Origin of the sequence: Fructilactobacillus cliffordii (assembly GCF_024029355.1) — a bacterium.
In the GTDB taxonomy this organism is placed as follows: domain Bacteria; phylum Bacillota; class Bacilli; order Lactobacillales; family Lactobacillaceae; genus Fructilactobacillus; species Fructilactobacillus cliffordii.
Map to the genome: position 1 here is coordinate 1,408,427 of NZ_CP097117.1, position 23,401 is coordinate 1,431,827.

Below are 23,401 nucleotides of genomic sequence, written 5' to 3' on the forward strand. Positions count from 1 at the left end.
GTCAATGCCAAAACAATTACGTAGTTACGTGCAGAGTCTTTTGTTTGGGGATCGGACCGCTGAATTTCGGGAGAGTAGTAGCGGAATTAAGAAATTAAACTTAATTCATTTATTTAGCTTAGCTGGCTTACATGTCTATGTATTGTTGAACCTGTGGATGTGGGTAGCGACGCTGTTGCATTTCCGTAAGGAAGCGTCCGAATGTGGCGCAATGCTATTGTTACCTTTCTACTGCGGCATGGCTGGTGGGGCAATCGGTTTACTAAGGGCAACCCTAACCGTGGAACAACGTTACTGGTTTAAACTCGGAAAGTTGAAGAGAAGCGGACTGGATTACTGGTCGTTAACGCTAATGATTTGCTTGTTGCTTAATCCATGGAATGTTGGACAACTAGGCTTTCAGCTGTCATTCCTGTTGTCATTTACGATGTATTACTGTCGGGATGCTGGGAACTTGAAAAAAACTATGATTTTAAACCTCGTGAGTCTGCCGTTATTACTATTTTATTTTTATGAGTGGCATTGGCTGTCGTTGGCAGCTAACCTGATTTTTGTACCGTTATTTACCGGAATCTTATTTCCGTTAATCTTACTTAATTACGCGTGGCAACTGGTGTTTAAAAGTACCATTTGGGGTACAGAAACCGTGCTGCAGTGGTTTAGCCAGATTACGAACTGGTTGGCGACGGCACCGGGTAGTATCACACTGGGTCAACCACCGGGCTGGATAGTCCTGGTGAGCATCATGCTGTTGCTCCTTTTAATGGAGCGGTGGAGCTGGAAACGGGGCCTCTGCCTCGGTGGATTAGTCGTTGTGACGGTCCTGCTAATTCATTTTCCCCTTACCGGAGAAGTCAGTTTTTTTGATGTGGGGCAAGGTGATGGCATCTTGGTTCGTGAACCGTTAAATCACTCCGTAACCCTGATTGATACTGGGGGTAAGCCCAACTTCTTTGCTAAACAGGGGCATCCGACCGTTCACTTAGCACCGACTACCACGATTCCGTACCTAAAAAGCAAAGGAATTAGCCGGATTGATAACATCTGTTTAAGCCATCAAGACGCGGATCACGTCGGAGATTTGACCAGTTTCTTAGCCGAGTTTAAGGTGAAACGGGTGTTTATCCCGTGGGGAATGGATCAAAATCAGCATTTTATGCGGAAGATCCAACCGTATTTAAACCAGACCCAGTTGCTTAGTGTGAAAGCCGGACAAACGATTCCGGCTACCCGGTTACAGGTGTTACACCCGTTTCGACCGGGCTTAGGCGAAAATCAGGATTCGATGGTACTGTATGGACAATTCGGCGGACAAAAATTCCTCTTTACGGGTGATTTGCCGCAGGACGAGGAACATGAACTCTTAAATCATTATCCGCAGTTACGAGTGGACGTGTTAAAATTAGGACATCATGGAAGTAAGACCTCGTCAGCGGATGCGTTTATTCAAGTAATTGCGCCTCAAATTGGCATTATTTCTGCTGGGCGGAACAATCGGTACGGTCATCCCAATCAAGAGACGCTACTCACTATGCGACGGCATCACGTTCAATTGTTTAATACCCAGACGATGGGTATGATTCGTTACCAGTATGGTGGCTTATTTCATGAACCTGAATTTGAAACCAAGTGGAAGGAAATTAGGCATGGCAATCAGTCAGATAATTGAACAAATTAGTACGGCACCGCAACCTCTGTATTTGGTGATTGGTCGGAGTGACTACTGGGAGAATCAAATTTTATCTCGACTTCAGCAGTTAATTCCAACAGAAGAACGGACGATGAATTTTGCCACCTATGATTTGGAGGAAACGTCGTTAGGGGACGCTTTAAACGATGCTCAATCGGTTCCGTTTTTTGGTGACCAACGGGTGGTTGTGATTCAAAATGCCGCCTTTTTGACGGGCATGAAGGGGAAAGCAACTGGTAAGCAAGAATTAGACGATCTAACTGCTTATTTGCAAAATCCGTCTCCCGCGACCGTCTTAGTGGTGTTTGCTCCGTATGAAAAGTTAGATAACCGGAAAAAGGTTACTAAACAACTAAAAAAGAGCGCGACGTTGATTGATCTAAATGCGATTTCAGAGCGAGAAACGACGGAGTTTGTCCGCCACTTTATTCAAAAACAAGATTATCAAATTGAGCCGGATGCGGTGTCCGAACTGTTTGCGCGCACCCAGGGAGATCTGACGTTAATTATGAACGAGCTGCAGAAGCTGTTCTTATTTTGTCGGGAGCAACATGTGATTACTGTGGATGCTGTCAATCAGTTGGTAGCCAAGTCTACGACGCAAAATGTGTTTGATTTGTCCGATGATCTACTCGCCGGCAAAACTAATACCGCAATTGAGTTTTATCATGAACTGCTGATGCAACGCGAAGACCCGATTAAGATCAATGCGCTTTTAGAGTCGCAATTTCGGTTGTTGTTGCAGGTTAAGATTTTACAGCAGCACGGTCAGAGTCAAGCACACATGGCGCAAATGCTAAAGGTTCACCCGTACCGAATCAAAATTGCGAGTCGAATGATTGCCCGCTTTTCCGTTTCTTACTTAGAAGAGTCCTTTGCTGCGTTAGTTGAAATTGAGCACAAACTAAAAAGCAGCACTGTGAATCCCGAACTGCTCTTTGAAATGTTTGCTATTCAATTTAGTCAAAAAAACACTTAGCAATTTTGCTAAGTGTTTTTTGTTTTTATAAAGAGTTTTTAACGCGAGCTAAGTGAGCCTTTTTCCGGTTGGCGTTGTTAGCTTTGATGAGACCCTTTGATTTAGTGTGGTCAATGGCGGAGATGGCGTCCCGGTAGATCCGGTCGATATCTTCAGCACCATTTACACTAGCCTTTTCAAATTTCTTGATGGCACTCCGCATTGAGTTCTTTTCAGAAGCATTCCGTTTGCGGGCAATTTCGTTGGTCTTCATCCGTTCGATTGCTGATTTAATAACTGGCATGTTTTATTCACCTCCACTTAGTGAAATAATCTCATCTATTTCACAGTTTAACAAGCCTAATTATACAAAAAAGTGGCTTTAAATGCAATACTTCGGGGGGATTAAACAAAGAGGGTTGCGTAACGAAGCGAAAAAGTGTACGCTTAATAGCGTAACTTGTGCTTAGTTTTACGAGTCACTGACGTAATACTCAGAACAAGGGATTAGAAGAAGAAAGGTGGAAAAGCAAATGGCTTTAACTAAAGAAGAAAAGACAGACATCATTAACAAGTACGCTAAACACGAAGGGGACACCGGTTCAACGGAAGTTCAAATCGCGGTTTTAACTGCTGACATTAATGAAATTAACGAACACATGAAAGTTCACAAGAAGGACTTTCACTCACAACGGGGCTTAATGAAAAAAATTGGTCACCGTCGTAACTTATTGGCTTACTTACGTAAAAATGACGTACAAAGCTACCGTGAATTAATTAAGAGTCTAGGCCTTCGTCGTTAAAACGCTGACCTTTTAGAGTCCAACACTTGGTGTGGGGCTCTTTTTTTCTGCCTAATTTTGGTTGAGTATGTTACACTAGTTACTAGATATATTAGGGACGGCTTGAAGCTTTTGCTTCTGAAAATAATTTGAACTAGTAATTTGAGGTGTACAATTAATGAAAAAAAACGTTAAAGTGATTCCCCTTGGTGGGGTTCGTGAAGAGGGGAAAGACCTGTTTGCGATTGAAATTAATGGGAGTAGCATTTTTATTTTAGACTGTGGCTCCAAATTTCCGCTTGATGAAATGCTGGGGGTAGATTACGTCATCCCTGATTTCACTTATTTACAGGAAAATGCCGATAAGATTGTGGGTGTTTTTCTAACTTCTGGACAATTGGACTCGATTGGTTCGTTACCATACTTCTTAAGTAAATTTGACGTACCTGTTTTTGGAACAGAACTGACCATCAAGCTGGCGGAAAAGTTGGTTGCTAAACACAAAAAGGCTAAGAAATTTAATGATTTCCACATCATTAGTGATAGTAGTGAGATTGTGTTTGATGATGGAACGGTGAGTTTTTTTGGCGTAACTCATTCCATTCCGGACGCAGTGGGGATTGCAATTCAAACAGACCTCGGGAGTATTGTCTACACCGGGGACTTCAAGTTTGACCAAACGGTTCCTGCAGAGTACCAAGCTGACTATGCTGCCATTGCAGCAGTGGGCAAGCACAAGGTACTAGCGCTCTTGTGTGATTCTCGCAATGCTGAAGATCAAGGGACAGTTGCTGAAGAGCAGAAGGTCCGAGATTACTTAGTTGATGTCTTTGACTTTCAAGCAAGTCGAATCATTGTGACTTGTTTGGCAGATCACCTGCTCCGGATCCAAGAAATCATTGACGCCGCGGCAGCCACTGATCGGCGGATTTTCTTTGCTAACGACAAATCTAAAGAGATTTTGGATACGGCGTTGGAGCTGGGAAAAGTAACCAATCCAGAACCACACCTGTTCGTGAAATCAGAAAAAGAATTAAATCAATTGAACCCCGAGCAAGTGATTATTTTACACATCGGGCAACCTGGGGAAGCAATGCGCTCGTTAGAAGATATGGCTAGTCAACGGAATCCCCGAGTTCAGATTCAAAGTGGGGACTTGGTGTTGCTAGCAACCGATCCGTTCCGTTCGATGGATAATGAATGGGCTAAGACTCGGGACTTAATCTACCAAGATGACGCTACGGTTGCTAGCATTGGAGAAAATCTAAACCTGGCTAGTGATGCCACGCGCAGCGACATTCAAATGATGACTAGTTTGATTCATCCGGAATACTTTATTCCCGTTCAAGGGGAATACCACCAACTTCAGGCAGCTGCTGATGCAGTATTTGCTACTGGTTTCCCGGCTGACCGTGTTTTAATGCCAGCCAAGGGTGATGTCATAGAGTTTGACGAAAAGGGAATGCAGCTGGCACAAGCGGTTTCTGCCTCTGACACTATGATTGATGGAATCGGGGTTGGGGACATTGGTAACATTGTTCTACGCGATCGTAGTGTGCTAGCCCAGGACGGAGTCTTTATCGCAGTAGTAACCATTGACCGCAAGAAGAAGTTAATTGTGGAAAAGCCTAAGGTAACATCTCGCGGATTCATCTACTCCCAATCCAATCAAGCGCTTTTAAATGAAGCAGCTGACGTCGTTGAAAAAACGGTGCGTAGCAACTTAGATAACAAAGAATTTGACTGGGGCTTTCTGAAACAAGATGTCCGTGAGAAGTTAAGTTCCTTTCTTTATAAGAAAACAGATCGGCGACCAGTAATTTTACCGGTAATTATGGAAGTTAATCAGCACCATCGTCGGTCAAAGAACGCTAAAAACAAAAAGAAAAAATAAGGAGAAAAGATTTGGGAACTCTCAAGTCTTTTCTTGTTTTATCGGGGGGTGTGAAGATGAATGAACAACAGCAAGACCGCTTAAAACAAGCCCAGTCAGATTTGGAAGTGGGCCAAATTGCTCAGGCCACGGCTGTTTTGTTAGATCTTTATGATGAAAGTGATGATGATGCGATTTTGGCTCCGTTAGCGCAAAGCCTCATGAGACAACACCAGATTACAGCGGCTAATCGGTTGGTAGACGAACATTTTTCGTACTTTGTCAGAGAAGAACTACCGTTATTATTTGAAGTTTTACTAGCGGACCATCGATTTATTGAAGCTCATATTATCTTGGCACAGCTCCCTTTGGCTGTAACCGATTCTGAACGATTTCAACTGCAACAGGCAGAACATTCAGCTCCTAATAATGAGGGATTAGTGAGGCAGTTTAATCACCTAGGGGCTTTTTCAGTGGTGGAACAACAACAAATTAGTTCTCAGGCGGAACGGTTACCCAAAGATCAGTATGTCATAGCGACCCGGAAAAATTTGGTAGATGCAGACGTTCATCCCGTGTGGCGGTTACAACTGTTGAATAACTTAATGCGCCTGCGTATGAGTGACAACGTCTCCTTCTTATGGATTGATAATCATGAGTATTCCGTTGTTCCGGAACGATTAGTCGATAGTACGGAAAGTCAAGCTTTTCACCAATTACTGGATTTATTAGAAAAACGTTATGGTCACACCGACCCCATCAAACAAGGACAGCTGCAAGCATTGATTCAAGTAGAACTACAAAACCTCTATCCCTTCGTGGATGATATAGTTGATAATCCCGAACAATGGTTGGTACAGTTTGAACGACAGGCTCAGGGGAAGAAGCTTGAAAGTGATGGGGCCTCTGCCGAGAAATGGCTAAAGACCGTGGACCAGCTAATGACGAATTTAATTGATTAAAACCAAGGTTTAAGTGTTTACAAATCGAGAAACAGTAGATATAATATGATAGTGAATTCTTTGAGGTAATCCCTTTATCTTTTCCCGTTATGCTGTATAATAGGGGTAAAGATACTTTGGGGTTTATCCAAAGAACGTCTTACGAAAATCATAGGAGGGTTTCATAATGGCAAAAGAACATTACGAAAGAACAAAGCCCCACGTTAATATTGGTACGATTGGCCATATTGACCACGGGAAGACTACTTTAACTGCAGCAATTTCAAAAGTATTGTCAGAAAAAGGTTTAGCTAAGGCTGAAGACTTTGCTGATATCGATGCTGCTCCAGAAGAAAAAGAACGTGGTATTACTATTAATACTGCCCACATCGAATACGAAACTGAAAAGCGTCACTACGCTCATATCGATGCTCCTGGACACGCCGATTATGTTAAAAACATGATTACTGGTGCTGCTCAAATGGATGGTGCTATCTTAGTTGTTGCGGCAACTGATGGTCCGATGCCACAAACTCGTGAACACATCCTTTTAGCTAAGCAAGTTGGTGTTGATTACATCATCGTCTTCTTAAACAAGACTGACATGGTGGATGATGACGAATTGATTGACTTAGTTGAAATGGAAGTTCGTGAATTATTATCAGAATATGGTTACGATGGTGACAATGTTCCGGTTATTCGTGGTTCCGCTTTGAAAGCCTTAAACGGTGACAAAGAAGCTGAAGAACAAATCATGAAATTAATGGATACGGTTGACGAATACATCCCAACTCCAGACCGTGACGAAGACAAACCATTCTTGATGCCTATTGAAGACGTATTTACGATTACTGGTCGTGGTACTGTTGCTTCAGGTCGTATTGATCGTGGTACTGTTAAAGTCGGTGACGAAGTTGAAATCGTTGGTTTAGTACCTGACATTATCAAGACTACTGTTACTGGTCTTGAAATGTTCCGTAAGACCCTTGATCTTGGTGAAGCTGGGGACAACGTTGGTGTCTTACTTCGTGGTGTTAACCGTGAACAAGTTGTTCGTGGTCAAGTACTTGCAGCTCCTGGCTCAGTTAAGACTCACGAAAAGTTCACTGCCGAAGTGTACATCATGACCAAAGAAGAAGGTGGACGTCACACTCCATTCTTCTCAAACTACCGTCCTCAATTCTACTTCCACACTACTGATGTTACTGGTGTGATTGAATTAGACAAGGACAAAGAAATGGTTATGCCTGGTGATAACGTTACGTTCCACGTTGAATTAACGAAACCAGTTGCCATCGAAAAGGGAACTAAGTTCACTATTCGTGAAGGTGGACACACTGTTGGTGCCGGTACTGTTACTGAAATCGACGACTAATAGTTCTTTTGAAAAAGGTCGAAGACATAGTCTTCGGCCTTTTTCTATTGCTGTAAATGTTTACATTTTTAGATGGATACGTTAAAATGGAAATGTATCTTAATTACTTGAAGAAACGTTTGTTTTTTCATGTTGGAGGAATTTAAATGGCAGATTGGTTAAAAAAAGAAGCAAATCAAGGCGAATTAAAATTTGAAATTGGTTTAGACGACATTAAGTCTGGTTTAGACCAAGCCTTTCAAAAAAACAAAAAGAATCTTAACGTTCCTGGTTTCCGGAAGGGAAAGGTTTCTCGTCAGGTCTTCAATCAAATGTATGGTGAGGAAGCTTTATACCAAGACGCACTTAACATTTTGTTGCCTACAGCATATGCAGGCGCAGTAGCTGACGCTGGGATTGAAGCAGTTGGTCAACCACAGATTAGTGTAGAATCCATGGAAAAAGGTAAGCCATGGGTTTTAAAAGCCGAAGTTAGTGTTAAACCTGACGTTGAATTAGGTGAATACAAGGGTGTCTCTGTTCCTAAACAAAACACTCGAGTTTACAAAAAGGACGTTGATGCTAAGCTGGAATCAATGCGCGAAAACCAAGCTGAATTAGTCTTGGTTGACCGTCCTGCTAAAGATGGTGACACGGTTACGATTGATTTTGATGGTTCCATTGACGGTAATCATTTTGAAGGTGGGAAGGCTAACAACTACTCACTAGAACTTGGTTCTGGTTCCTTTATTCCAGGTTTTGAAGATCAATTAGTTGGTCACAAGGCTGATGATGAAGTTCAAGTTAAGGTAACTTTCCCAGAAGACTACCAGCAAAAAGATTTAGCTGGTAAGGAAGCTATCTTTGACACTAAGATTCACGAAGTTAAAGAAAAACAATTACCTAAGCTAGACGATGAATTTGCTAAGGATGTTGACGAAGACGTCGACACTTTAGATGAATTAAAAGAAAAGATTAAAAAAGAACTTAAAGAACAAAAAGAAACTAGTGCCCACGACGCATTACAAAATGATGCTGTTAAAGCAGCAGTTGATAATGCAACTGTTAAGGACATTCCGCAAGCAATGCTTGATGAAGATGTACAACGGCAAATGGATCAATACTTGGCGGGAATTCAACAACAAGGAATTTCTGCTGACATGTACTTCAAGTTAACGGGAACCAGCCAGGATGACTTAAAGAAACAATTTGAATCCGGGGCTCCAGAACGGGTTAAGACGAGCTTGGTCTTAGAGGCCATTGTAAAAGCTGAAAAGATTGAACCAAGTGACGAAGAAGTTGCTAAGCAAGTTAAAGACTTGGCCGAACAATACGGAATGAAAGAAGAAGCCGTTCGTGGTGCCCTCTCTGATGACATGTTGAAACATGACATTGCCATTGAAAAGGCTGTTGACCTAATTACTGATGATGCTAAACAAGTAGCTTCTAGTAAAGACGACACCAAAGACTAATTAAGTACTTTGCTTTTAAAAGACCATGTTGATTAACATGGTCTTTTTTGAGTAAACAAACTTTTTTGCAAGCCCTCCGCTTTATGGTATAGTTTTGAAAGACACTTTTGACTTAGATTGAAAAGTAAGGGGACAGAGACATGTTTGATGATGATGATAATAGCAAAGCAGTGCGCTGTTCATTCTGTGGTAAGACCCAAGATCAGGTGAAGAAAATTGTAGCTGGTCCTGGAGTTTACATTTGTAATGAATGCATTGATTTATGTAACCAAATTATTTCTGATGAACTACGCGGACAAGGTGGTAGTGATGAAGAAATCAAGGTGCTTACTCCGGAAGAAATTGTGGAACAGCTGAATGACTATGTAATTGGCCAAACAGAGGCAAAAAAAACTTTAGCCGTTGCCGTTTACAATCATTACCTCCGAATTAAAGATTTGGATCATGATGAAGCAGAGGATACGGATGGCGATCAGCAAGCTTACCAGGCCTTAGAAGCAGATACTGAAATCCAAAAGAGTAACATTTGTATGATTGGCTCAACTGGATCAGGGAAGACGTACATCGCGCAAACACTGGCAAACATTATTAACGTTCCCTTTGCGATTGCCGATGCAACCACGTTAACCGAAGCTGGTTACGTGGGTGAGGACGTTGAAAACATCCTGTTGAAATTGCTACAAAACGCTGATTTTGACGTGGAACGGGCCGAAAAGGGAATCATTTACATCGACGAAATCGATAAAATCGCAAAAAAGAGCGAGAACGTTTCGATTACTCGGGATGTTTCCGGAGAGGGGGTCCAACAGTCGTTACTAAAGATTTTAGAAGGTACGATTGCTAACGTTCCCCCAAAGGGAGGACGGAAAAACCCGCAACAAGATTTTATTAAAGTAGATACTAAAAACATTCTCTTTATCGTTGGAGGAGCTTTCCCTGGAATTGAAGACATTGTTAAGCATCGCTTGGGTGATCAAACGATTGGATTTGGTTCCAACCGGCAAGAAGTGATTGCTGAAAGTGATGATGACCTGATGCAACAGGTGATTCCAGAAGATTTAATGAAATTTGGTTTAATCCCCGAATTCATTGGTCGGCTGCCTATCCTAACGGAACTCAATAAATTAGATGAAGAAGACCTAGTGCGGATCTTAACCGAACCGAAGAATGCTTTAGTCAAGCAGTACCAGAAACTCTTAGCGCTGCAAGGGGTTAAGTTGACCTTTGAAAAGCCAGCCCTGCAGGAAATGGCGCAAGAAGCCATTAGTCGAAACACGGGAGCTCGGGGATTACGGTCGATTATCGAAAGTGTAATGCGAGACATCATGTTTATCATTCCAAGTCGGAAAGATATTGAAGAAGTGATTGTAACCAAGGACACGGTGGTGAACCATAGTGAACCGAAACTGGTCTTAAAGAAGAAGGTCAAATAGCCAGCGAAAGAGGACTGACATGAAAGTAACTGATGTTGATTTAGTCATGAGCGCCGTCGACCCGAAACAATATCCGACCACTGGTTATCCAGAAATTGGGTTTCTGGGCCGCTCAAACGTCGGGAAATCGTCGTTAACGAACGTGTTGATTAACCGACGTGATTACGCCCATACTTCAGGGCAACCGGGAAAAACCCAAACGTTAAACTTTTACGAAATTAATCACGCGTTATACTTCGTCGACGTTCCTGGTTACGGATACGCTAAGGTTTCCAAAACGGAACGCGAAAAGTGGGCGACGATGATTGAAACCTATCTGACTCAACGTGAAACCCTGCGTGGCGTAATTAATCTGATTGACGGCCGCCACCAGCCGAGCGACTACGATTTACAAATGCGAGATTGGTTGGACTACTACCACATTCCCGTTTTGTACGTAGCCACTAAGGTAGATAAGCTCGCCAAAAGTAAGGTGCCCCAACAACAGCAAATGTTACGGCGGGAACTGGAATTAGAAGACGATGAACCGTTGGTAATGTTTTCAGCCAAAACCAAGTTAGGTAAGGACCAAATTGAGGCTTGGATTGAACAACAAACGCAAGCATAAAAAAAGGATCATTGGAAATATTTTCCAATGATCCTTTTCAATTTAAAGGCTGAGATTAAAGTTTAGCCGTGAAGAATTCGTCTAATTTAGTGACTGCTTTGTCGGTTGCTTCAGGCTGATCATACAAATCGTAGTGAGTCGTGTTAGAAAAGACCGTGAGTTCCTTATCTTGAGTGGCTGCCTGATCGTAATATTCGTAGGCAAAGCGATAGGAAGCAAAGCTACCAGGAATATCTCCTACGATTAATTCTAACGGTTGAGTGGCCAATTTGTCAGCTAGAGCTAATGGATCGTAGCCGAAATCAAAGGCTAAGCTAGTGTAAACAAATTGGTTGGGAGCGTACTGATCATTGCCCCGTGGGGTTAAATAGTAATCAATGGCTTGCTCAATATCGACGTCAGTAATTCCGGCCTTAATCCGATCTTCTTGACTAGCAGGTAAAACAGGAATATGTTTAATTGCTGCTCCTTGAGCTTCGGCAGTTCGTTGTTGGGCCATATCATTTAGGGTGTCAATTAAGGCATTGTTATTAGGTCCGAAAGTTTCTCGGTATACCATCCCTACGTTAGCTGGAGCTACTCCGGCTACGGCTTTAATTCGTTTATCAATTTTAGCAGCATTCAACGTGAAACCACCGCCGCCACAAATTCCCATGGCGCCAATTTTATCATGATCAACGTAGTCTAACGTGTCCAAAAAATCAATGGCAGCGATGACACCAACCGTACGCGCAAATGGAATTTCTGAATTATGTGGTTCACCAGCACTTTGACCTTGATAAGGGGAATCATATGCTAGGGCAAGCCACCCGTGTTGAGCCAGTTTGGTAGCATAAATTTTTCCGGATGTCTGGTTAAAATCACTGCTAGTAGGATGATTAACTACGATGGCTGGATGCTTTTTCGTTGAATCGAAGTCGGCTGGGAAAAATAGCTGGCCTTTCATTTCTAAGTCATTCAATTCCCGAACTGGAAATGTAACGTTTTCTTTTTTAATCATTATTTCTCTCCTTTTTACATTGCAATGAATTATTACACAAGAGTATAATAAATTGAAAAGCAAACTAATGCAATGCCCAATTTTTGCCAAAGTTGAATTAATGCACATTGGCATCCTAAGTGGGTAGGAAGAGGATGGTTGGATGGCAACGGATCGGCGAGTAATTAAAACCAGAACAGCAATTGCTTCGAGTTTTAAGCGACTACTAGAACGTAATGATTTAGAAGATATTACCATTAAAATGATTTGTGATGAAGCTAATATTGGCAGAAAAACGTTTTATTTACATTTTTCTGATAAATATGAATTGATGGATCAATTTTTAAACGCCTATCTTGAGCAATTATTTGCTGCTTGTCAGGATTTAAATCCCAATCAGTTGGAAGCCAAAACGCTAATTTGGTTAGAATTTTTTCAAACCAACCAACGTTTTTTTGCTAATCTGTTTCGAAGTAGTTCTTCGTATTTATTTCGGCAAAAGTTTTATGAATTTACCCGGAAATCGTTATTGAATAAGAATTTACAGTTAGATCCGATTGAATTGGAATTCATTGATTATGGAATAGATGGTTTGATGGAAGCAATCGTGGTAAAAAATGACTTCGATAATCTTCCGGAGTTAGCAAAAAAAATCGCTCAAATTTTACTGAAATTTGAAAATGAAGCAAAGTGAATTTGGAATCAAAGGTTTTAAATTGGTTAGATGACAGCTAGTGCATTTTGATTACACCAAACAAAAAGGAACCAGCCCCGTGGGACTAGTTCCTTACTTGTCATCTTTTTTAAAGAAGCGGTCGTGGCGTTTTGTTTCGGCATCATGATCCTCTGTGTCTTCTTTTTTCATATAATCACTACGTTGATTGTCTTTTGGATTAATTTTGGCGAATTTATTCAACATTTCGTCTAAATCAGCTTGCTTATTGATGTGTAATCCCATTTCGTTCACTCCTTTGGGCATATGATAGCAAAAAACACTCTGGTTGTCATTTAGTTCGATAGTCAATTTAATCATTTAGTTATACAAATGAAATTAAGTTATTTATAATTATGAAAGCAACTCTCGGAGGAAAGGAGGGAACCAAGTGGCTTCAGAACACATCGAAAATAAATTAAAATTGCTACCCGAAAAACCGGGGGTCTACATTATGAAGGATCAGAACGGCAAAGTAATCTACGTGGGGAAATCCAAAAATTTAAAAAACCGGGTTCGTTCCTACTTTAAAAGTCGGCAGTATGGACGACGAGCCAAACTGGTCGAAAACATTGCGGATTACGAAACCATTATTACGGCGACGGATAAGGAATCCTTTCTATTAGAAATCACTTTAATCCAAAAGTATCGTCCTTACTATAACGTTCGGCTCAAAAATGGGACGGGTGGCTATCCTTACATTAAAATTACCAACGAACGGGATCCCCGGATGTTAGTAACTAGTTATGTAAAAAACGATGGGGCCTACTACTACGGACCTTATCCTAACGTTTATGCAGCCGACGAAACGTTAAAATTTTTGCAAAAAATGTACCCGTTACGACGATGCAATGGATACCAAGGTCGAGCTTGCCTGTACTACCACATGGATCAGTGCCTCGGAGCTTGTTTTCGGGAGGTTCCTAAAGTGGAATACCAAGCACAGATTAAGAAGATTAAGTCCTTCTTAAACGGAAACGTAACAGAAGCCAAACAAATTCTGACGCGGCGGATGAATGAAGCCGCTCAAAACTTAGAGTTTGAACGGGCGGCGGAGATTCGGGATCAGTTGAACTACATCCAGGCGACGGTCGAAAAGCAAAAAATTATTTCCCATGACTATACGCAGAGAGACGTCTTTAACTTTTACGCTGACAAAGGGTGGCTGTCGATTCAAGTGTTCTACATTCGCCAAGCTCGCTTAATGAAGCGAACGAAGCGCCTTTTTCCAATTCTGAGTACTCCTGAAGAAGAGGTCACGAACTTCATTGTGCAGTTCTATGACCAGCAGGATCGGGTGCAACCCCGTGAAATTTTGGTGCCCAAGAGCATTGATACAGATGTGATTACGCAGTTAACCGGGATTCCGGCGCGGACGCCGGTGCGGGGGCAAAAACGGGCCTTGTTGCGGATGGCGCAGGAAAACGCCAAGTATGTGTTAGATGAAAAATTCCGGTTACTAGAAATGAACCAGCGCAAAACGGTCGGAGCCGCACATGATCTGAGTCAAGTTTTAGGCTTACCGTCAGCACATCGGATTGAAGCCTTTGACCACTCACATATTGATGGAGCCGATTTAGTTTCGGCCCTAGTGGTGTTTGAAGATGGAAAACCTAACAAAAACATGTACCGTAAGTACAAGTTAAAAACGGTTACCCATGCAGATGAAGCAGCTAGTACCAGAGAAGTCATTCGGCGGCGTTACACGCGGTTACTAAAGGAACATTCTGAATTGCCGGATTTGATTTTGATGGATGGGGGTGAAATTCAGCTCAATGCCGTGAAGGATGTCTTAGAAAACGAGCTGGATTTGGACATTCCGGTGGCCGGGATGGTGAAGAATCCGAAGCATAAAACTGCTGATCTACTCTATGGAGTTAATGATCAGCATGTGGATTTGGATCCACACAGTCAGGCTTTTTATCTGGTGCAACGGATTCAGGACGAAGTGCACCGCTTTGCGATTAGCTTCCACCATGACCTACACAGTAAGAATTCGATGACCTCGCGGTTAGATAGCATTAAAGGGGTGGGGCCAAAGACGCGAAACAAATTACTGCGTAACTTTGGGTCCATGAAGAAGATTGAAGCTGCTTCAGTCGAAGAATTGCAGCAGTTAGGCATTTCTAAAACGGTGGCGCAGACCATTCACTACTCCTTTGCCAACCAAGTGGCAGTAGGAGAACACGCACAGAAGTAACGACTAAAGAACGGAGAAAATATGTTTGTAGATCAAGTACAATTTAAGGTAAAAGCGGGTAAGGGAGGCGACGGGATGGTCGGCTTCCGCCGCGAAAAGTACGTTCCCAATGGAGGACCATCCGGTGGTGATGGTGGTCACGGTGGTAATGTGATCTTTCAGGTTGATTCTGGAATGAGCACCCTGATGGATTTTAAGTACAAAAAGGTTTTTAAAGCCGAAAACGGTGGCAATGGGGCCAATAAAAAAATGACGGGTGCTAGTGCCCCTGATCTGGTGATTAAGGTTCCCGAAGGCACGACCGTTTACAATCAAGCCACCGACCAACCGATTGCCGACCTGACCAAACCAGACGAAGAAGTGGTGATTGCTAAAGGTGGCCGTGGGGGCCGAGGAAACGTGCACTTTGCAACGGCCAAAAACTCGGCACCAGAAATTGCAGAAAACGGAGAACCGGGTGAAGAACTGGACCTTAGTTTACAACTCCGGTTGCTGGCTGATGTGGGACTGGTTGGATTCCCGTCGGCTGGGAAATCAACGCTTTTAAAAACCATTACGAATTCGAAGCCGAAGGTAGCTCAGTACCACTTTACAACGCTAGTTCCGAACCTAGGAATTGTGCGCAACGATGATGGTAATGACTTTGTCATTGCGGACCTGCCTGGATTAATTGAAGGGGCTTCACAGGGAGTCGGATTGGGATTTGCTTTCTTGCGCCACATCCAACGGACTCGAGTCATTTTACACGTAGTGGATATGAGTGGCGTCGAAGGGCGTGATCCGTATGATGACTACCAAAAAATTAACGCGGAATTAGAAAACTTTGATCCGCAACTGTTAGAACGACCGCAAATTATCGTGGCTAGTAAAATGGATCTGCCCGACTCGGCGACTAATTTAGAACATTTTAAGGCAGAACTAGCCCAACACGATGATCAGCTAGCCCGAAAGATTGATCCAATTTCGTCGGTAACCCACCAGGGATTAACGACTCTCATACGGGATACGGGAGCGTTACTGGCAGAAACACCGAAGTTTCCAGTGGTTAGTGAACTTGAGCCGGTCGGAGCTGACGAAGTGGTTTACACTGCGGAAAATGAAACTACGTCACCATTTACCTTGCAACGGGATGAAGATGGTGTCTGGGTCATTAGCGGAGCTAAGATTGAGCGGTTGTTTAAGATGACGAATACTGACCATGCCCAAAGTTTAATGCGGTTTACACGGCAAATGCGTGGAATGGGAATTGATGAAGCTTTGCGGAATGCTGGGGCAAAGGACGGTGACTTAGTGCGCATCTTAGACTTTACTTTTGATTACGTAAATTAAAAAAGTAGTTAACGTAAGTTAACTACTTTTTTAGCCGAAAATGATTTGATTGGCGTGCAGCCGATAGCCATAGAGTCGTTGAGGTTGCTCGATGCTTTGAAAAAGATCGACCTGGCCATCTAAGGCTTGCGTGCGAGCGTCAAACTGTTCTAAAGTGAGGGGCTTTGCCGGAGCAGCAGCTGGCAGTAAAAATAGCCGGTTGTCCTGTAGTTGTAATTCGGAGACGGGTTGCACGTTGTGATTAAGTTCGACAAACAGGGTGCGGTGGGAATCAAGATCCACTGCCGAAACGTTAAACTGATGAAGTTGGATAAAATCACCTGCTTTGCTAATCAGATTAGAAAGTGCGAATTGAGGGGACCATGATTTTTCAGTTCAGATAAGCTACAATTATTATATGAGTTTTAGCGCTGAAATACATTAATGAGTCCGAAAAGGAACGGGAAAAAATATGCAGTTAGAGTTTTTTGGTACGGGGGCGGGAGTGCCCGGTAAGTTTAGAAACGTTTCAAGCGTAGTGTTACGCTTGTTAGATGAAGCAAATGAGGTTTGGATGTTTGATTGTGGGGAAGGAACGCAACAACAAATTTTACGGTCCACCTTAAAACCCCGCAAGATTAATAAGATTTTTATTACGCACTTGCATGGTGATCACATTTTTGGGCTACCCGGATTGTTATCAAGCCGGTCATTTCAAGGGGGAACGGATGATTTAACCATCTACGGTCCGGTTGGCATCAAGCGCTACGTGCAAACTTCATTGCAAGTGAGTCAAACCCGGCTAGCGTATCAAATTCACTACGTGGAACTAACCGATCCCGGAGTAATTTATGAAGATGATCAATTTACAGTGAAAGCGGAACAGTTGGACCATCAAATTGAATCCTGGGGCTATCGGGTAGAAGAACATGATCATCCTGGCGAATTAATGGTCGAAAAATTGCAAGAAGAGCATATCCCAGCTGGTCCAGTTTATGGTAAGCTTAAACTGGGTGAGCAGGTGACTCTCGCCGACGGACGGACGATTAACGGACAGGATTTTATTGGTCAACCACAACCAGGGAGAACGGTCACGATTCTAGGTGATACCAGAAAGACTACTAACATTAAAAAGTTAGCTCAGGATGCGGATGTTCTGGTTCATGAAAGTACCTTTGGAAAGGGAGAAGCTAAGTTAGCTCGTAACTATTTCCATTCGACTAACATCCAAGCAGCACAGGGAGCCGTTCAAGCTAACGTTGGTCAGTTGTTATTAACCCATATTTCTGCCCGTTACACCGCCAAGATGGCCCGGGAGTTACAACAGCAAGCCCGCCAAATTTTTCCGCACAGCAAGGTTGTTAAAGACTTTGATGTGGTGGATATTCCATTTAAGAAAAAGGAGTAACACACATGAAAAAACAAATTGGAGTAATTACAGCGATTATTTTGGTAATTATCATGGCATTTTTCGTATTAATGAATATGACCAGTACCGAAATCAACTTTGGCTTTACTACGGTTGAATTTCCGCTGATTTTAATCATCTTGGGGAGTCTATTTGTTGGAGCAATTTTAATGTTCCTCTTTTCCTCGTTTTCGAGCTTTAAAAACCACCGAGCTTCTAAAGCTGCTAACAAAGAAATCAATGATTTAAACCAACAAATCGCTTCTTTAAAACAACAACTTTTAGATCAAGATCAGGAGCAATTGGCGAACCAAAAAGCAGCCGCAGCCGCTAAAGTTAACCAATCGACTGATTCAAAACCAGACCCACAATAGAGCAAGCGAGGTAATTTGGTGTTTTCCGCAAAATTCAAATGGACAGAAAAGCCCCAAACAGTAACTACGGAGTTAGTAGAATCGTTAAGTAACGAACTGGGATTACCGCAGTTAACCACTCAAATTCTGGTTAACCGCGGGTATACTGACCCGGAACAAATCAAACATTTTCTTGCTCCAGATGAGTCTGATTTGTTGGCCCCAATGTTGTTACATGATATGGAAAAGGCCGTTCAGCGCATCCAAACAGCGATTGCTAACGAGGAACAGATTACAATTTATGGTGATTATGACGCAGACGGTTTGACTAGTACAGCGATTCTCTATGAAACGTTGCTAGAAATGGGGGCCAACGTTAATTACTACGTTCCGAACCGCTTTAGTGATGGTTATGGTCCGAATGTGGTTGCTTTTGAAAAGCTGATTGAAAATGGGACTTCGTTAATCGTAACCGTTGATAACGGAGTTGCGGGAAATGAGGCTATCGATAGAGCTCGTGAACTTAAATGTGATGTGGTGGTTACGGATCATCACGAACTTCCCGAACAGTTGCCAAATGCAACTGCCATCGTGCATGCTGATTTGAGTCCTGATTATCCCTTCAAGGAATTATCGGGAGCGGGCATTGCCTTTAAGGTTGCAACCGCGCTCACGGATGAGATTCCACAAGAAAAGTTAGATTTGGCCGCCATTGGAACTATTGCTGATTTAGTGTCCCTCACTGGGGAAAATCGTGCTTTGGTTCAATTTGGGTTAAATGTCATTCATCTAACGGAACGGCCGGGCCTGAAAGCTCTGATCAAACAAGCAAAGCTCAAGTTAGAGCAGGTGGATGAGGAAAACATCAGTTTCCAAATTGCCCCGGCTTTGAACTCAATTGGCAGAATGGGTGAAGCCACTCCAGGGATTCAATTACTAACGACCGATGATGAGGCTACCGCAACCAAGCTCGCACAGCAAACCTTTAAAACCAATGAACACCGTAAGCAACTGGTCACGGAAATTACGGAGCAAGCTGAGCAGTTGGTTTCTAATCAAGCAGATCAGCCGGTGTTAATGTTGGTAGGATCTGATTGGCATGAGGGCGTGCTTGGAATTGTGGCTAGTCGGATTAAAGAGAAATTTCAAAAACCCACGATTGTTTTAACTAAAACAAAGAATGGGATAGTAAAGGGATCCGGTCGGAGCGTACCTGGTTTTGATTTGTTTCAGGCGCTTAATCCTGAACGTAATTTAATGGTCGCGTTTGGTGGTCATGAAATGGCGGTGGGATTGACGTTAGCTAGCGAACGTTTACCGGAGTTTCAACGACGGCTAGGAGAAACAGCTCGTCAGCAGGGCTTACAAACAAATCAACGCGCTGAGTTATCCATTGATTATTCAATTCAACCAGATGACGTTAACCAAACGTTGTACGATAATTTACAGTTGTTAAGTCCCTTTGGGGTCGACAACGAAAAGCCCGAGTTTGCCATTCATCCTAACTTGGTGAGTGGTTTGATGGCCATTGGAGTTGATAAATCGCATCTGAAGTTTGAACTAATTGGGAACCAACGGAAGGTGGGTGCAATTGCCTTTGGCTGGGGATCCCAGTTGTCCCAGCTTCGAGAATTAGCTACCAATCTAAAGGTGGCCGGGACGATTGGGAAAAATGAGTTCCGCGGGCGGACCAACTTCCAGGTGATGGTAGATGATATTGCTCCTGCCGGAATGGTGATAGAGGACCGTCGAACGAACAAACTGGTTCAGGCGATGTTTCAAGAACCAGGAACCTATCTCTTTTTTAATGAAAAAATACAACATCAGCTGGCGCCGTATTTAAATGAACAGGCGAAAAGCTTGTTGGTAAAAGACGTTGATTTTGAACAACAAGAGTTTGATCATTTGTTTATCGTGGATTTTCCTGCGCAGTTGAGTGAGTTACAGCAAGTATTAAAACAAGCGCAAACTTCGGTTATCACCGTGTACTTATACAAAAAACGGCATTTGCGGACGGTCGGGATGCCTAGCCGGGAACAATACACCAAGTTATTCAAATTTTTAGAAAAACAGCCGACCGTTGCATTACGCAATCAGATTACGAAGTTAGGTCAGCAGTTGCATTTCGATCCCCAATCACTAGTTTTCATGATTCAAGTATTTACGGAGTTGGGATTTGTAACTGTCAATAATGGGGTCTTGCATAAGGTAGATAATCCACCCCATCGGGCTTTGAAAACGTCTACTTGTTATCAGCAACGAGAGCTAGATTTACAGCTCGAAAAACAACTGTTGGCTAGTTCTCAGCAACAATTTTTACAGTGGTTGCAGTCCTTACGCACGTAAGATTAGAGAAAAGAAGGAGTTCTTTATGACATTAGATTTAAAAGATTATGTGGCCAGTTATCCGGATTTTCCCGAACCGGGGATTTTATTCCGTGACATTTCGCCATTATTGGAAAATGGAGATGCCTACCGGCAAGCAACCAATGAAATTGTTGACTATGCCAAAAAATTAAATGTGGATATGGTGGTTGGACCAGAAGCCCGGGGTTTCATCGTCGGCTGTCCTGTTGCTTACGATTTAAACATTGGATTTGCACCGGCTCGAAAGAAAGGGAAACTCCCTGGTCACACGGTTAAGGCTACTTACGGTTTGGAATACGGTGAATCTTCTTTATATCTACATGATGATGCCATTAAACCGGGACAACGAGTACTGGTAACGGATGATTTGCTGGCCACTGGGGGAACCATTGCAGCAACGATTCAACTCGTAGAGGATCTTGGAGGCGTTGTGGCTGGAACGGCTTTCTTTGTTGAACTGATGGATCTCAAGGGCCGTGATAAAATTAAAGGTTACGATATTTTGAGTTTAATGCAATATTAAAAATCTGATACTATTCAGTTTGCAAAATTAGCAATCTTTGTTTATAATTGAATAGTATTATTTTGGAGAGTTGGCAGAGTGGTAATGCACCGGACTCGAAATCCGGCGAACCAAGCTTATACTTGGCGCGCAGGTTCAAATCCTGTACTCTCCTTTCTAAGCCTTTTTATTCCATTTCGTATCCGTGATAAATACTAATTTAACGGTATTCTTTGAAAAACGGAAGGGAAATAAAAGGAATAAAAAGGAACTAAATGTGTACAGAATGTGTACACAACATAAGACGTCAGTTAACGCTGGCGTCTTTTTTTGTTTCTTCGGTCATTCCATTTAAAATTGACTCAATGTGATTGTCTGCCCGATTCTTATATTCATCGATTAGATACGAGTAGACATTAGTTGTGGTCGACACGTTAGAATGTCCAAGACGTTTACTAATTACATAAATATCAACGTCATGTGCTAACAAATAAGCTACGTGCGTGTGTCTTAGTGAATGGAAATGGAACCCTTGTTTATTGATACCTAATTCCTGCAAACCATTTTTCAAAGTTTTATTCACGGCGGATGACGTTGGGATTGATCCGTATTGATTGGTAAAAATGAAGTCGCTTTTGTTCTGTTTGAGCTCATCGATAACTTCTAGGATTTCGTCATTTACTCTGATAATTCGCTTCGAAGATTCATTTTTGGTTGGCTGGACGACTTCATTTTCGCTGTTCCAGCTTTTACTAATTTTAATTGTCTTAAAGTTTAAATTAAGGTCGTCCCATTTAAGTGCTTGGATTTCACCTAATCGCATCCCAGTAAAGATTGCCAGTAAAATCATGTATTTACTTGTAAAATGACAGTTTCTAGTCTGCATTAGATAATCCACGAGCCTCATCATTTCTGATTCATTGAGATACTCGACTTTCCAGGTTTTTGACCTGTCATAAACGATAGAAGTTCGTTTAACAAAATCCTTTTTAATTTTACCGTCATAGATTCCATCTTGGACGCAAGCATTAATCAGCGAGTTCAACTTGGAAACAGTAGCTTTGGAATGGTTGGATCCGTAATCGTCTAAAAATGATTGATAGCGCTCACGATTCATTTCGTCTACTTTGGTTTGAGGTAAATATTTTTCTAATACACGCTTAACGTGAATATAATCACGTTTAGTTCTCTCCGTAACGGTTTTTTCCTTATACGTTTGGAACCAGTTCCAAAAATAATCATAAAAAAGCGGGGGAACATTTGGAACAAACTGTCCGGAACTTTTATCGACAATCATTTGGCTAATAAAGACCTGGGCTTCACGTTTAGACTTAAACCCGGTCTTTGACTTAAAGTGGCGTTTACCATTATCGTCATAGTAGTCGATTCTGGCTTGCCATGCTTTACCGCGCTTTCTTATATCTGCCACAGTTTGCCTCCTTTAGAACATGTGTTCTTTGATGTGTTAAAATAAAAGCACTACAAAACGTGCTTTTATGAGGGAATAATAAAATGGAACAAGATTATAGACCGAAACAGGCTAAAACAGCCGAAGTAATCATCGTTGAAGCTACAAGAGGTAAGGGGACGGATGACGACCCTATCCGTGGTGTTTACCAATTTTGGAGTAAACAAGGGAGATTTATCACAGAAAAAGACGTTACTGATTTTCCAATGGAAAGATTTTAATCTTTTTTCTTATCGTCATAAGCTTGCAACAGTTTTTTCTTTTCTATTTCAGAGATTAAATAATTTACTGTAAAATTAATTCCGTTTTTTAGGTCATTTAAATCAAGATTAGGATTTTGATTGCTATCGTAATGGGTTTGATCATTGCCGACCCAGATTGCGACTTTTGCTATTTTATTAATGGTTTCGTCACCTAAATCAGATGCACAATCGCTTAAGCTTCTTTTCTGTATGGACTCTTCTTTTTTATCGCAAAATTTAATTAAATATTCCTTGATTAAATTTTCAAATGCTTTTCTATAACCTGGTCCTGCTATCTCATTTAATCCATATTTCTCTGCTTTTTGTGCTTGCGTATAAATTATTTTGAAATCAGGGAAATTATTCTCTACATCTTCATTGAATGGAAACTTAATTTTATTATTTGTAAAATTAAAGTCATAATCTATAACTGATCCCGAATCCATATTAGAGATATATCCAACTGCAACATATTTATAACATCCTTGGCATTGATATGTGACTTCAAAACGATAACTAGTCGGCCCTAAGTTTTCGTAATCATAAGATTCAGACACATACCTAAAATTAGATGGTATATTTTCAAAAGGACAAAAATTGGGACTTGGTACCTTAACTCCAAGTGTAGAAATGCTATTTTGTTGAGCATTAATTTTTGTTATATTGTTTGAATCTGTTGAAAAAAATGGATTGTTTATATAGCTCATTTTTATATCTCCTTTCTAAGCATCCGTCTCCAACGGATGCTTTTT

General features: G+C 41.9%; 23 protein-coding genes and 1 tRNA gene. 18 read left to right on the forward strand and 6 right to left on the reverse strand.

What is annotated here, in order from left to right:
- Positions 1 to 4 precede the first annotated feature (4 nt).
- Together M3M38_RS07115 and holA are read left to right on the forward strand one after the other, a co-directional pair.
- Complete coding sequence (locus M3M38_RS07115) at positions 5 to 1,669, forward strand: DNA internalization-related competence protein ComEC/Rec2 (RefSeq protein ID WP_252814046.1); 1,665 nt, start codon at positions 5 to 7, stop codon at positions 1,667 to 1,669.
- Positions 1,647 to 2,669: a DNA polymerase III subunit delta gene (gene holA, locus M3M38_RS07120; RefSeq protein WP_252814048.1), complete on the forward strand. Its 1,023-nt coding sequence runs from the start codon at positions 1,647 to 1,649 to the stop codon at positions 2,667 to 2,669. Before M3M38_RS07115 ends, holA begins: the two co-directional genes overlap by 23 nt.
- A 25-nt stretch (positions 2,670 to 2,694) precedes the next feature.
- Here holA and rpsT read toward each other — a convergent pair whose 3' ends face one another.
- Positions 2,695 to 2,952: a 30S ribosomal protein S20 gene (gene rpsT, locus M3M38_RS07125; protein ID WP_252767045.1), complete on the reverse strand. Its 258-nt coding sequence runs from the start codon at positions 2,950 to 2,952 to the stop codon at positions 2,695 to 2,697.
- Between the two features lie 229 nt (positions 2,953 to 3,181).
- Between rpsT and rpsO the strand changes: the two genes are divergently transcribed.
- From rpsO to yihA, 7 genes are all read left to right on the forward strand, one after another.
- Positions 3,182 to 3,451 carry a 30S ribosomal protein S15 gene (gene rpsO, locus M3M38_RS07130; RefSeq protein WP_252767046.1) on the forward strand — a complete coding sequence of 90 codons (270 nt, stop codon included), beginning with the start codon at positions 3,182 to 3,184 and terminating at the stop codon, positions 3,449 to 3,451.
- Positions 3,452 to 3,608: 157 nt separating this feature from the next.
- Complete coding sequence (locus M3M38_RS07135) at positions 3,609 to 5,324, forward strand: ribonuclease J (protein ID WP_252814049.1); 1,716 nt, start codon at positions 3,609 to 3,611, stop codon at positions 5,322 to 5,324.
- A gap of 56 nt (positions 5,325 to 5,380) precedes the next feature.
- Entirely contained in the window at positions 5,381 to 6,265 is an 885-nt protein-coding gene (locus tag M3M38_RS07140) for a hypothetical protein (RefSeq protein WP_252767048.1), read from the forward strand.
- 166 nt (positions 6,266 to 6,431) lie between these two features.
- A complete protein-coding gene (gene tuf, locus M3M38_RS07145; RefSeq protein ID WP_252767049.1) occupies positions 6,432 to 7,619 on the forward strand; it encodes an elongation factor Tu in 1,188 nt (395 codons plus the stop codon).
- A 146-nt stretch (positions 7,620 to 7,765) separates the two neighbouring features.
- Complete coding sequence (tig, locus tag M3M38_RS07150; RefSeq protein ID WP_252767050.1) at positions 7,766 to 9,070, forward strand: trigger factor; 1,305 nt, start codon at positions 7,766 to 7,768, stop codon at positions 9,068 to 9,070.
- A gap of 140 nt (positions 9,071 to 9,210) precedes the next feature.
- On the forward strand, positions 9,211 to 10,503 hold the full coding sequence (gene clpX, locus M3M38_RS07155) for an ATP-dependent Clp protease ATP-binding subunit ClpX (protein WP_252814051.1): 1,293 nt from the start codon (positions 9,211 to 9,213) through the stop codon (positions 10,501 to 10,503).
- A 19-nt stretch (positions 10,504 to 10,522) separates the two neighbouring features.
- On the forward strand, positions 10,523 to 11,110 hold the full coding sequence (gene yihA / locus M3M38_RS07160; RefSeq protein WP_252767052.1) for a ribosome biogenesis GTP-binding protein YihA/YsxC: 588 nt from the start codon (positions 10,523 to 10,525) through the stop codon (positions 11,108 to 11,110).
- 55 nt (positions 11,111 to 11,165) lie between these two features.
- On the opposite strand, the gene M3M38_RS07165 is transcribed toward yihA, so the two are convergent.
- Complete coding sequence (locus M3M38_RS07165) at positions 11,166 to 12,110, reverse strand: alpha/beta hydrolase (protein ID WP_252814053.1); 945 nt, start codon at positions 12,108 to 12,110, stop codon at positions 11,166 to 11,168.
- 142 nt (positions 12,111 to 12,252) lie between these two features.
- On the opposite strand from M3M38_RS07165, the gene M3M38_RS07170 reads away from it, so the two are divergent.
- Positions 12,253 to 12,783 carry a TetR/AcrR family transcriptional regulator gene (locus M3M38_RS07170; protein WP_252814055.1) on the forward strand — a complete coding sequence of 177 codons (531 nt, stop codon included), beginning with the start codon at positions 12,253 to 12,255 and terminating at the stop codon, positions 12,781 to 12,783.
- A gap of 93 nt (positions 12,784 to 12,876) precedes the next feature.
- On the opposite strand, the gene M3M38_RS07175 is transcribed toward M3M38_RS07170, so the two are convergent.
- The gene (locus M3M38_RS07175) at positions 12,877 to 13,047 is read right to left on the reverse strand and encodes an SPJ_0845 family protein (RefSeq protein ID WP_252814056.1); all 171 of its coding nucleotides are present in this window, start codon (positions 13,045 to 13,047) and stop codon (positions 12,877 to 12,879) included.
- A 145-nt stretch (positions 13,048 to 13,192) separates the two neighbouring features.
- Here M3M38_RS07175 and uvrC point away from each other — a divergent pair, with 145 nt between their 5' ends.
- On the forward strand, positions 13,193 to 15,001 hold the full coding sequence (uvrC, locus tag M3M38_RS07180; RefSeq protein WP_252814058.1) for an excinuclease ABC subunit UvrC: 1,809 nt from the start codon (positions 13,193 to 13,195) through the stop codon (positions 14,999 to 15,001).
- Positions 15,002 to 15,022: 21 nt separating this feature from the next.
- Positions 15,023 to 16,330 carry a GTPase ObgE gene (gene obgE, locus M3M38_RS07185; RefSeq protein ID WP_252814059.1) on the forward strand — a complete coding sequence of 436 codons (1,308 nt, stop codon included), beginning with the start codon at positions 15,023 to 15,025 and terminating at the stop codon, positions 16,328 to 16,330.
- 30 nt (positions 16,331 to 16,360) lie between these two features.
- On the opposite strand, the gene M3M38_RS07190 is transcribed toward obgE, so the two are convergent.
- The gene (locus M3M38_RS07190) at positions 16,361 to 16,612 is read right to left on the reverse strand and encodes a hypothetical protein (protein ID WP_252814061.1); all 252 of its coding nucleotides are present in this window, start codon (positions 16,610 to 16,612) and stop codon (positions 16,361 to 16,363) included.
- A gap of 169 nt (positions 16,613 to 16,781) precedes the next feature.
- Between M3M38_RS07190 and rnz the strand changes: the two genes are divergently transcribed.
- From rnz to M3M38_RS07215, 5 genes are all read left to right on the forward strand, one after another.
- Complete coding sequence (gene rnz, locus M3M38_RS07195; RefSeq protein WP_252814063.1) at positions 16,782 to 17,717, forward strand: ribonuclease Z; 936 nt, start codon at positions 16,782 to 16,784, stop codon at positions 17,715 to 17,717.
- Positions 17,718 to 17,722: 5 nt separating this feature from the next.
- The gene (locus M3M38_RS07200) at positions 17,723 to 18,091 is read left to right on the forward strand and encodes a LapA family protein (RefSeq protein WP_252767060.1); all 369 of its coding nucleotides are present in this window, start codon (positions 17,723 to 17,725) and stop codon (positions 18,089 to 18,091) included.
- 18 nt (positions 18,092 to 18,109) lie between these two features.
- Positions 18,110 to 20,416 carry a single-stranded-DNA-specific exonuclease RecJ gene (recJ, locus tag M3M38_RS07205; protein ID WP_252814065.1) on the forward strand — a complete coding sequence of 769 codons (2,307 nt, stop codon included), beginning with the start codon at positions 18,110 to 18,112 and terminating at the stop codon, positions 20,414 to 20,416.
- Between the two features lie 25 nt (positions 20,417 to 20,441).
- Positions 20,442 to 20,960 carry an adenine phosphoribosyltransferase gene (locus M3M38_RS07210; protein ID WP_252814067.1) on the forward strand — a complete coding sequence of 173 codons (519 nt, stop codon included), beginning with the start codon at positions 20,442 to 20,444 and terminating at the stop codon, positions 20,958 to 20,960.
- Positions 20,961 to 21,024: 64 nt separating this feature from the next.
- Positions 21,025 to 21,114, forward strand: a tRNA-Ser gene (locus tag M3M38_RS07215).
- Positions 21,115 to 21,246: 132 nt separating this feature from the next.
- On the opposite strand, the gene M3M38_RS07220 is transcribed toward M3M38_RS07215, so the two are convergent.
- Complete coding sequence (locus M3M38_RS07220) at positions 21,247 to 22,368, reverse strand: site-specific integrase (RefSeq protein WP_252814069.1); 1,122 nt, start codon at positions 22,366 to 22,368, stop codon at positions 21,247 to 21,249.
- Positions 22,369 to 22,451: 83 nt separating this feature from the next.
- On the opposite strand from M3M38_RS07220, the gene M3M38_RS07225 reads away from it, so the two are divergent.
- Positions 22,452 to 22,628: a hypothetical protein gene (locus M3M38_RS07225; RefSeq protein WP_252814071.1), complete on the forward strand. Its 177-nt coding sequence runs from the start codon at positions 22,452 to 22,454 to the stop codon at positions 22,626 to 22,628.
- On the opposite strand, the gene M3M38_RS07230 is transcribed toward M3M38_RS07225, so the two are convergent.
- On the reverse strand, positions 22,625 to 23,356 hold the full coding sequence (locus M3M38_RS07230; protein WP_252814073.1) for a hypothetical protein: 732 nt from the start codon (positions 23,354 to 23,356) through the stop codon (positions 22,625 to 22,627). The two genes, M3M38_RS07225 and M3M38_RS07230, sit on opposite strands and share 4 nt — an antisense overlap.
- Between the last annotated feature and the right edge of the window lie 45 nt (positions 23,357 to 23,401).

Bases quoted from the DNA above. Each gene is read 5' to 3' on its own strand.
- M3M38_RS07115 (WP_252814046.1), top strand. From the start codon at position 5: ATGCCAAAACAATTACGTAGTTACGTGCAGAGTCTTTTGTTTGGGGAT.
- holA (WP_252814048.1), top strand. From the start codon at position 1,647: ATGGCAATCAGTCAGATAATTGAACAAATTAGTACGGCACCGCAACCT.
- rpsT (WP_252767045.1), bottom strand. From the start codon at position 2,952: ATGCCAGTTATTAAATCAGCAATCGAACGGATGAAGACCAACGAAATT.
- rpsO (WP_252767046.1), top strand. From the start codon at position 3,182: ATGGCTTTAACTAAAGAAGAAAAGACAGACATCATTAACAAGTACGCT.
- M3M38_RS07135 (WP_252814049.1), top strand. From the start codon at position 3,609: ATGAAAAAAAACGTTAAAGTGATTCCCCTTGGTGGGGTTCGTGAAGAG.
- M3M38_RS07140 (WP_252767048.1), top strand. From the start codon at position 5,381: ATGAATGAACAACAGCAAGACCGCTTAAAACAAGCCCAGTCAGATTTG.
- tuf (WP_252767049.1), top strand. From the start codon at position 6,432: ATGGCAAAAGAACATTACGAAAGAACAAAGCCCCACGTTAATATTGGT.
- tig (WP_252767050.1), top strand. From the start codon at position 7,766: ATGGCAGATTGGTTAAAAAAAGAAGCAAATCAAGGCGAATTAAAATTT.
- clpX (WP_252814051.1), top strand. From the start codon at position 9,211: ATGTTTGATGATGATGATAATAGCAAAGCAGTGCGCTGTTCATTCTGT.
- yihA (WP_252767052.1), top strand. From the start codon at position 10,523: ATGAAAGTAACTGATGTTGATTTAGTCATGAGCGCCGTCGACCCGAAA.
- M3M38_RS07165 (WP_252814053.1), bottom strand. From the start codon at position 12,110: ATGATTAAAAAAGAAAACGTTACATTTCCAGTTCGGGAATTGAATGAC.
- M3M38_RS07170 (WP_252814055.1), top strand. From the start codon at position 12,253: ATGGCAACGGATCGGCGAGTAATTAAAACCAGAACAGCAATTGCTTCG.
- M3M38_RS07175 (WP_252814056.1), bottom strand. From the start codon at position 13,047: ATGGGATTACACATCAATAAGCAAGCTGATTTAGACGAAATGTTGAAT.
- obgE (WP_252814059.1), top strand. From the start codon at position 15,023: ATGTTTGTAGATCAAGTACAATTTAAGGTAAAAGCGGGTAAGGGAGGC.
- rnz (WP_252814063.1), top strand. From the start codon at position 16,782: ATGCAGTTAGAGTTTTTTGGTACGGGGGCGGGAGTGCCCGGTAAGTTT.
- M3M38_RS07200 (WP_252767060.1), top strand. From the start codon at position 17,723: ATGAAAAAACAAATTGGAGTAATTACAGCGATTATTTTGGTAATTATC.
- M3M38_RS07210 (WP_252814067.1), top strand. From the start codon at position 20,442: ATGACATTAGATTTAAAAGATTATGTGGCCAGTTATCCGGATTTTCCC.
- M3M38_RS07225 (WP_252814071.1), top strand. From the start codon at position 22,452: ATGGAACAAGATTATAGACCGAAACAGGCTAAAACAGCCGAAGTAATC.
- M3M38_RS07230 (WP_252814073.1), bottom strand. From the start codon at position 23,356: ATGAGCTATATAAACAATCCATTTTTTTCAACAGATTCAAACAATATA.